The following is an 8,977-nucleotide window of genomic DNA, read 5'->3' as shown; positions in this document are numbered from 1 at the left end:
TGGGATCTTGGGTCCTCCGGTTGGGGGGGGTGGTTCATCGGGCGTGCGGCCGGCCCGGATCTCGAGGATCCCGACCGGCCGCACCGCCCCGTCTGTCTCTCGGGTGCGGAACCGGGTCCCGCTCGCCGACCCGCGTCTACGGACGGACGAGCTTCCAGTGCTCGTCCCACTCCGCGTTGACGGTGTCGATGTCGTCGACCGCGTCGGCGTAGGGCTGGGGCAGCTCGAAGCCGGAGGGCTCATCGGCCCACGACCACATCTTGTCCATCTCGATCACCTGGACGGAGTTCTGCGGATCCCAGTCGTCCGGGTGGGCGATTCGGCTCATCTTGACCCAGTCGTAGGGGTCGTTGCCGCCGGTGTAGGTATCGACGTACTCCTGGACGTTGTCCTTCGTGACGATGATGCCACCGGTCCAGAGCTGCCGGTTCAGGGCCTCGGGCGTCTCGCCGCTGACGCACGCGTCGAGCGCGCGGACGAAGGAGAAGCCGGCCTGCCACTGGGGCAGCGAGGAGGCGACACCGAAGAACTCGCCGGACTCGATGAGATCCATGGTGCCCTGGTTGCCATCCATGCCGGTGATCGGCACCCCGGTCACGCCGGCCTCGGTCAGCGCGTTGAGCGCGCCGATGCCCACGTCGTCGTTCTGCCCGAACACGCCGTCGATGTCGGTGCCGTGACGGTTGATGATGCCGGCCATGGCGTTGCGGGAGTCGTCGCGGTTCCACTCGCCGGGCTGGCGGTCGATCAGCGTGATGTTCGGATACTCCTCGAGCGCGCGGTCCACGCCGTTGGTGCGCTGGAAGTCGGGGGTCGCCCCCGGATGCCCGGTGAGGTGCACGAAGTTGCCCTCGCCGCCCATCTCCTCGAACAGCGCCACGGCGAGCTGATACGCGGTGTCCTCGGAGTGCGGCGTGTGGTACGCCGTGTAGTTGTCGCCGTAGTTGAACGGCGAGTCCCAGAAGTCGGACTCCCACGTGTTGACGAAGCACACATCGTTCTCGTTCGCGATGCGCGCCATCTCGCCGACGCTCGAGGGGTCGGGCGCGGTCACGAAGATGATCCGAACCCCGGCGTCCACCTGCTGCTGGAACTGCGCGATCTGCGTCGCGGGGTCGCCCTCGTTGGTCATGGCCACGTACTCGCCGTTGAAGGCGGCCACCGCACGCTCGGCGCCCTCGTTCCAGCTCGAGTAGTAGTCGTTGTTCATGCTGGTGAACAGCGAGACGACCGTCTCACCATTCAGGTCGACCGATTCCGGCACCTCGGACTCGGTGCCGCCGCCATCGCCGCCGCCGTTGCTGCAGGCGGTCGTCAGCAGCAGACCTGCGACGAGGATCCCCGCCCCGATAACACGCTTCTTCTTTAGCATTTACACTCCTTTGTGGATCAGCCGTTGCGAAATGCAAACGATCGCAATCGGGGCTGTTAAGCCAGAATACACATCTAATCCCTATCAATGAACAGTACGTGGTAACAGTTCTGTAAACATCGTTCCGGGCCGCAGCCGCGGCGCCGGCGCGGCGTTTCCGCCGCCTCAATCCCAGTAGCGCGTGGAGACGAAGTGGGGTTCGCCGCCATCCACCGGGTAGGCGGTGAATCCCACCTCGTCCTCGGGCATGTAGCTGATCGCGAAGCAGAAGCACTTGATGTCCGTGCCCTGATCGGCCGCGAGGGAGTGGATCTGGTTCGGACGAATGCGCACGAGCTCTCCCTTGCCGAACAGCGCGCTCTCCCCGTCGATGATCATCGTGCCCGAGCCCTCGAGCACGAAGTAGAACTCATCCGTGTTGTGCGAGTGCGGCTCGATTGCCGCGTCCTTCTTCACCACGAACTCGTTCGCGAACTCGAGGTACCCGCCGCTGACCTCGTCGCGCAACTCCTCCATCTTGAAGAAGAACATGCTGTGCACGGTGTCGTTGTGCTCGGAGATGTACTCCGCGCTGCGTCGCTGGATGTTGTCCATCGTTCTCTCCTCCTTTCGCCCGCTCAGAAGAGCGCCCTGATGCTGCCGCCGTCGATCCCGAGGGTCGCGCCGGTGGTGAACGCGGAGAGATCCGAGGCGAGGAAGGCGATCGCCGCGGCGACCTCCTCCGGCCGTCCGATGCGCCCCATGGGGATGCCGCGGTCGTCGATGAGCGCCTGGATCGCGTCCATGCCCTCCTTGCCGTAGGCCTGCTCGACCGTCTTCACCCAGCCGTAGTTCTCGTCCGACCAGAACGGCGTGTAGATCGGACCGGGTGCCACGCAGTTCAGGCGAACAGTCGGGGCGTAGAGCCGCGAGAGCGATTTCGACACCGAGGCCACCGCCGCTTTCGAAGCGGCGTAGTCGGTGATCGAGTCCTCGGGCTGGCGCGAGAGGTCCGAGGTGACGCTGACCACGGAGCCGCCGCCATTCGCCTTCATCTCCGGAACCAGCAGCTTGCACATCCGCACCATCGCGAAGAAGTTCAGCTCCATCGTGCGATGGAACTGCTCATCGGTGGTCTCCTCGAGCGTGCGAAGCGTGCCGGTGCCGACGTTGTTCACGAGGATGTCGGGAGCCCCTCCGAAGATCTCCTTGGCGCGAGCCACAGCGCCCTCGATGCCCTCGAGCGTCGAGAGGTCGGCGACGATCGACCCCGACCGGCGCCCGAGCGCTTCCAGCTCTTCGGCCTGACTCGCGAGTTTCGCCTCGTTGATGTCCACCGCGACGGGGAAAGCCCCCTCTTCGGCGAAGGTGCGAACGGCCGCATCCCCCAGACCGGAGGCGCCTCCCGTGATGAGCACCTTCTTACCTGCAAGCTTGAGATCCATTGTCCTTCTCCAGTTCCGTAGATTTCGATGAGTGCGCGGGACCGCGCCGGGAGCGCACGATGCGCGAGCCGAGGCTCAGATCATCACCACTCCGCCGTTGACGTCGAGGGTGGCGCCGGTGATGTAGCTCGCATGGCGCGACGAGAGGAAGTAGACGCCGTCCGCGATCGAACGGGGCGGACCGGCGACCTTGAGCGGGATCTTCGACCACTCGATGTCGCGCATCTCCTCGAAGCTGATCCCGCGAGCGGTCGCCTCATCGGTGAGCGCCTTCTGGTGCATCCTGGTGTTGATGTTGCCCGGCGCCACCGCGTTCACGCGGATGTCCTCCTCGGCGAGCTCCCGGGCGAGGCCCTGCACGAAGCTGATGACGCCGGCCTTCGACGTGCAGTAGGAGGCGTAGAAGGGGTGCGCCTCACGACCCCAGTACGAAGCGATCGCGATGATGGAGCCGCTGCCGTCGCGCGCGAGCAGGGGGATGAAGTGCTTCGATGCGAGGAACACCCCGCGGAGATTGGTGTGGTGCACGCGGTCCCACTCCTCGACGGGGAGGTCCACCACGGAGAGCCCCTCCGCCTGGACCGTGCCTGCCACGAGCGCGAGCGTCGTGAGCTCCCCGCCCGTCCATTCGCGCACCCGCTCGACGCCTTCGCTCAGCGACTCCTCCGATGACTGGTCGAGCACGAGCGGGAGGACGTCGATGCCGCCGAACTGCCCGCGGAGCTCCTCCGCGAACGCGTCCACGGCTTCCTGGCTCAGGTCCGCGACCGCGATCCGGCCCCCCTCCTCAGCGAAACGAAGCGCCGTCTCGCGTCCGATACCGCCGGTCGCCCCCGTGATCAGGACGGAGGGTGCTGAGTTGGACATGTTGCTCCTTTGCATCAAGCGACTACCTGAGATAAACACTTCGTTCACTCCCATTAAACTCTGGCAATTCCGGGACCGAATGTCAAGACGGCGCGAGCGGACTCCCAGGGAGGCGGGGAAGCCGCCGCACGCACGTGGGACGGACGCGGATCGGGACACGGGAGAGCTTCTCCCCCGCCGCCGCGATCCACCGAGGAATCGCCCGAGCGAGGATCACGGCTGCGGCGTGCAGGGCGGTCTTCGTTCCGCGTCGTCACCCGTCGACGACGCCTCCGGCATCGGCGCGGTCACACCCCGACCGAAAGGACGATCTTCGGGCGCGCGAGACCGCCTGCCATCAGGTCGGCGAACGCCTGCTCGGCTCCCGACCACTCGCGCACCGAGTCGATGAGCCTCCGCGGAACGATGACGCCGCGGGCGATGAGGTCCACCGCCGACTGCAGATGCTCGATGCCGCCGAGCACGCTCACGATGGTCAGTCCCTTGGCCACCATGAGCGAGGCCTGGACGTCGGTGCTGGCGGAACCCGGAATGCTCGTCTGCGTGATCGTGCCTCCCGGACCCGCCAGGCGCAACGCGAGTCCGAGCGAACCGGGCGCTCCCGCGGCCTCGATGACCACGTCGTAGGCGTCGAACGGCGCCTCGTCGGGGTGGAAGACGCTCGAGGCGCCGCATTCCACGGCCAGTCGCAGCCCGTCATCGATCCCGATGGTGTCGACCACCGCGCCCATACCGGCGGCGAGCTGCGTCGCGAGGAGTCCGATCGTGCCCGAGCCGATGACCGCTACGCGCTTCCCGGGCTCGACGCCGCCCTTGACCACCGAGCTCAGAGCGGTCACCGAGGACTCCGCGAGCAGCGCCTCGGCGGGCACGAGGGAGCGCGGCACGACGGCGAGATTCTCGGCGGGGACCCGCACGTACTGCGCGGCCGCACCCGGTTCGGTCCCGCGCACGCCCTGTTCGCCCCGGTTCGGGCAGAGGTTCATCCGCCCGCTCATGCAGACCCGGCAGATCTTGCAGGGAAGGAACGGCTGCCCCACCACGCGGTCGCCGATGCCGATCCCGCGCACGTCGTCCCCGACCGCGACCACCTCTCCGCAGAACTCGTGACCGGGTCTGAACGGATACTCGGTCAGCCCGAGCCGGAGGTAGGAGCTGCTCCCGGTGAACAGGTGGACATCGGTGCCGCAGATCCCCAGCGCCTCGACCCGTACGAGCGCGTACGACGGCCCGGCCGCGGGGATCTCCGCCTCGACCCAGGTCAATTCGTTCGGCCCGGAGAACTCGAACGCCCTCATCGTTCCGCTCAGCCATGCAGACATGTCCGCCCCCTCCGCGGTCAACCGTTCCCGAGCCTGAATGCGCCCCGCAAGCGTCCGGACACCACGCCGAAGGTCAGCGCCGCCAGGATGATGAGCCCGTAGATCGCATCGATCCAGAAGGAGGGCACGTTGGTGAGCGTGAGCACGTTCTGGATCAGCCCGAGCAGCAGGACCCCGGTCAGCGCGCCGACCATGCTGCCCTTTCCGCCGTTCAGGCTGATGCCGCCGATCACCGCTGCCGCGAACACGGTGAAGATCATGCCGTCCCCTTGCGAGGCGGTGACCGAGGCGATGCGGCTCGTGAGCATGAGCCCGGCGAAGCCCGCGATCAGCGCACCCGCTACGAACAGCCCGACGGTGAGGCGCTTCGTGTTGATGCCGGCGGCCTGAGCCGCGTCCTCGTTGCCGCCCATCGCGTAGATCTTCCGCCCGACCGGGTGCCTCCGCATGAAGATCGCCGCGATGGCGAACGCGATGACCAGGATCCACACCTGCACGGGGATGCCAAGCGGATAGGTGCTGCCGAGCCACAGGAACTCAGCGGGAAGGCCGGAGAAGGTGCGGCCACCGGAGATGCCCAGCACGAGCCCGCGCAGCAGGATCAGCATGGCCAAGGTGACGATGAACGCGTTGAGGCCGAGCCGCGAGATCAGGAACCCGTTGAGCAGGCCGACCCCGACAGAGAGCACGAACATGAGCAGGATCGCCAGCAGCGGCGGCAGTTCGAGCCCGAGCCCACCGCTGACCGCGGGGAGCACCAGCCACACGGCGAAGGCCGGCGCCAAGCCGACCACCGACTCGAGCGAGAGATCGAAGTATCCCGAGATGAGGATCAGGCTCTCTGCGATCACCACCATGCCGAGCACGGCCGAGACGACGAGCACGTTGTTGAGCAGGTTGTTCACCGTGAGGAAGTTCGGCGTGAGCAGCGCGCCGAGGATCAGGACGAGCACGATCACCGGCAGGAGCACGAGCTCCTTCAGCCAGGCGAGCCTGCGTGGGTGCTCAGATGCGGCGGAGACGCCGGGAGAGATGTCGGTCGGGGCCACGGTCATGGTGTTATCGTCCTCGGTTCTGATGTGGGGCTGCGGCTACTCGCCCTGTACGGCCGCGGCGAGCTGCTTCTCCGAGAATCCCGCCGCGAGCTCCGCGTGCGGCCGGCCTCGGAACATCACGATCACGCGATGCGCGATCGTGAAGTCGACGCCGTCGGAGGAGGCGATCACCACCGTGCGTCCGGCGAGCGCGAGCTCCTGGATGGTCGTATAGATCGATGACCGCGCGTGCACGTCGACGCCCGCGGTCGGGTTGATCAGCACGAGAATGTCCGGGTCGGTCGCCAGCGCCCGGGCCATCACCACCTTCTGCTGATTGCCGCCGCTCAGCTCGGCGGTGCGCTGCTCCGGAGAGGAGGCCTTGATCTCCCACTCCCCCGCCAGCTCCTCGTACTTCGTGCGCCGTCGTCGCTCGTCGATCAGTCCGGCTCGGTTCCTGAGCAGCCTCAGAGCGGAGAGCGTCGAATTCTCCTCGACCGAGAGATCGGGCACGAAACCGCTTCTGTGCCGGTCCTCCGGAACGAAGCCGATGCCGGCTCGGATGGCGCCATCGACGCCGCGCGGCACCCTCGTGCCGCCGACGCTGATGCGCCCGGAGTCCAAGGCTTGCGCGCCCACGATCGCCTCGGCGATCCTGACGTGTCCAGCGCCGTCGAGCCCGGTGAAGCCGAGGATCTCGCCCCGGCGCACTCGCGTGCTGGCGGACACCTCCCCGATCACCGCGCCGTCGATGTCCAGCACGACGGGCCGGCTCTCGGGGACCTCCTCCGGGAGATCCCGCGCGGCGTGGCCGGGACGGCCGTCCACCTCTCCCACCATGGCGTCGACGATCGTCTCGACGGTGAGATCTGCCGTATCGGCTTCCAGCACGACCCGGCCGTCGCGCAGGATCACGGCCTCGTCGCAGACCTGGAAGACCTCCTCGAGATAGTGGGAGACGTAGATGATGGTGACCCCGCGGCTCCGCGCCAGCCGGATCTTCTCGAAGAGCTCTCGGCACCCCGCCTCATCCAGCCCGGCGGTCGGCTCGTCGAGCAGCAGGATCCTCGGGCCTCTCGACAGGGCTCGGCAGACCTCGACGATCTTGGCCTCGATGGGCTCGAGCGCCTCCACCGGCAGGTCGACGGTGTGCCCGATGCCCCATTCCTCGAGATAGGCGAGGGAGTCAGCTCGCATCCGGTGCCAGTCGACGAGCCCGAGGCGGTTTCTCGGATAGCGCCCGAGCCAGATGTTCTCGGCCACGGTGAGCTCGCTCACCAGCGTGCTCTTCTGGTAGACGCAGGCGATGGAGTGGCCTCCTGGGCCTTCGATCTCGCCGTCGGCGTCGCCGCGGACCGAGATGGTGCCGGAGTCCGCCCGCACCAGTCCGGTGAGCGCCGCGATCAGGGTGGATTTCCCCGCCCCGTTGCGGCCGAGGAGCGCGCAGGAACGCCCCCTCCTGATGCGGAGGCTCACTCCGTCCAGCGCCGTCGTGGGTCCGTACTGCTTCGTCACACCCTCGATGGCGATGGCGATGTCATCGCTATGCTCGCTCATAGGTCCCTACTCCTCGCTCGTCGCCGACGACGGCCGAGAGGGGTGCCGCGCACGGTCGCGCACGGCCGCGCCCCTCGCAGCCGATCAGGCGTTGTTGCCCCAGAGCGCGCCGTCCTCGACGTTCTCCTTCGTCACCGTCGGCGAGGGCAGATTGTCGGAGAGGATGCCGTCGATCTCGACGATCTCGCTCCCATGCTCCGTGGGACCGGGCGTGTAGGTCTTCCCGTCGAGCGCATCGAGCACGTACTGCACCGCGTACTTCGAGTACATGTCGACCGGCTGCGAGATCACGGCGTCGAAGTGGCCGCTGCGAACGAGATCGAGGCTCAGCGGGGTGCCGTCGATGCTCGCGATCACGATATGGCCGTCCTCGCCCGCGGGAGCCCACTTGCCCAGGTTCTCGAGGACCTTCTGCACGCCGTCCGCCATCACCGAATCGCTGGCCAGGAAGATGCCGTCGATCTCCGTCGTGCTCACCACCGTCTGCGCCGCGGTGACCGCTTCCTCGGCCTTCCAGTCGGTCGGGCGGGAGATCACTTCGATGTCGGGGTAGTTCGCCTCGATGCAGTCGGTGAAACCGTCGGAGCGATCGAGCCCGTTCGTCGACGCGAGATCCCCCTGCAGGTTGAGGATCGTGCCCCGCCCGCCGAGCTCCCCGGCCATCGCCTCGCACCCGCTCTCCCCCATCGCGTAGTTGTCCGCTCGAACGATCATGTAGACCTCGCCGCCGTTGGCGCCCATGTCGACCGTGACCACCGGGATGTCGGCCGCGTTGGCCTGCTCGATGGCGGGGATGATGGCGTCCTTGTCGAGCGGCGCAACGATGAGCCCCTCCACGTTCTGCGTGATCAGATTCTGGATGTCCGTGATCTGCTTCGCCGAGTCGCCGTCGGCGTTCGTCGCGGGCGGCATATCGACACCGGCGGCGGCGCCAGCGGCGGCGATCTGATCCATCATCACCACCTGGAACGGATCCGTGAGGAACATGCCCGATACGCCGATCTTCGCCGCGCCGCCGTCGGCGGCGCCCTGGCCTTCGCCGGATCCGATCGGCGCGCTCGTGCACCCGCCGAGTGCGAGCCCTCCCGCCAGCACCAGACCGAAGCCGGTCGCGATCCGTCGTGCCCGGGCGCGTGTGGATACCACTGACATGAGAGAACTCCTTTGTCTACGATCTCAGTCTTCGTCCCAAGGCCTCCGGCGCTGCTCGCGGGCGTCGTCGACCGGGCACGATGGTGGAGCGTGTCCGCTTCCACCGGACAGCGTATAGCAGAACTTTACATTCTGGCTAGAGCTTTGACGGAAAGGCTTGCTTCGGTTGATTTCCCGGCGAACCTTGTATCCGTACGTGTACGCATGTACAGTCAGGTTGAATTCGTCGTATTCGCAGCTTCTCGATGA

8 protein-coding genes are annotated in these 8,977 nt (G+C 67.0%); all 8 read right to left on the bottom strand.

Annotated elements, in window-relative coordinates; genetic code table 11:
- Positions 1-136 precede the first annotated feature (136 nt).
- Complete coding sequence (locus J4H92_RS06150; RefSeq protein ID WP_208097185.1) at positions 137-1,372, bottom strand: sugar ABC transporter substrate-binding protein; 1,236 nt, start codon at positions 1,370-1,372, stop codon at positions 137-139.
- A gap of 165 nt (positions 1,373-1,537) precedes the next feature.
- Positions 1,538-1,966 carry a cupin domain-containing protein gene (locus J4H92_RS06145; protein ID WP_208097183.1) on the bottom strand — a complete coding sequence of 143 codons (429 nt, stop codon included), beginning with the start codon at positions 1,964-1,966 and terminating at the stop codon, positions 1,538-1,540.
- Between the two features lie 23 nt (positions 1,967-1,989).
- Positions 1,990-2,796: an SDR family NAD(P)-dependent oxidoreductase gene (locus J4H92_RS06140; protein WP_208097180.1), complete on the bottom strand. Its 807-nt coding sequence runs from the start codon at positions 2,794-2,796 to the stop codon at positions 1,990-1,992.
- A gap of 75 nt (positions 2,797-2,871) precedes the next feature.
- Positions 2,872-3,663: an SDR family NAD(P)-dependent oxidoreductase gene (locus J4H92_RS06135; RefSeq protein WP_208097178.1), complete on the bottom strand. Its 792-nt coding sequence runs from the start codon at positions 3,661-3,663 to the stop codon at positions 2,872-2,874.
- A gap of 287 nt (positions 3,664-3,950) precedes the next feature.
- Positions 3,951-4,985, bottom strand: a complete 1,035-nt coding sequence (locus J4H92_RS06130) for a zinc-dependent alcohol dehydrogenase (RefSeq protein ID WP_208097176.1) — start codon at positions 4,983-4,985, stop codon at positions 3,951-3,953.
- Between the two features lie 17 nt (positions 4,986-5,002).
- The gene (locus tag J4H92_RS06125; RefSeq protein ID WP_208097174.1) at positions 5,003-6,040 is read right to left on the bottom strand and encodes an ABC transporter permease; all 1,038 of its coding nucleotides are present in this window, start codon (positions 6,038-6,040) and stop codon (positions 5,003-5,005) included.
- A gap of 36 nt (positions 6,041-6,076) precedes the next feature.
- Positions 6,077-7,576: a sugar ABC transporter ATP-binding protein gene (locus tag J4H92_RS06120; RefSeq protein ID WP_208097172.1), complete on the bottom strand. Its 1,500-nt coding sequence runs from the start codon at positions 7,574-7,576 to the stop codon at positions 6,077-6,079.
- An 84-nt stretch (positions 7,577-7,660) separates the two neighbouring features.
- A complete protein-coding gene (locus J4H92_RS06115; RefSeq protein WP_208097171.1) occupies positions 7,661-8,728 on the bottom strand; it encodes a sugar ABC transporter substrate-binding protein in 1,068 nt (355 codons plus the stop codon).
- Positions 8,729-8,977 lie beyond the last annotated feature (249 nt).

It is taken from the genome of Leucobacter weissii, from assembly GCF_017565745.1.
In the GTDB taxonomy this organism is placed as follows: domain Bacteria; phylum Actinomycetota; class Actinomycetes; order Actinomycetales; family Microbacteriaceae; genus Leucobacter; species Leucobacter weissii.
The sequence above is the reverse complement of the archived record's forward strand: the minus strand, read 5'-3'. Positions and strand labels throughout refer to the sequence as shown.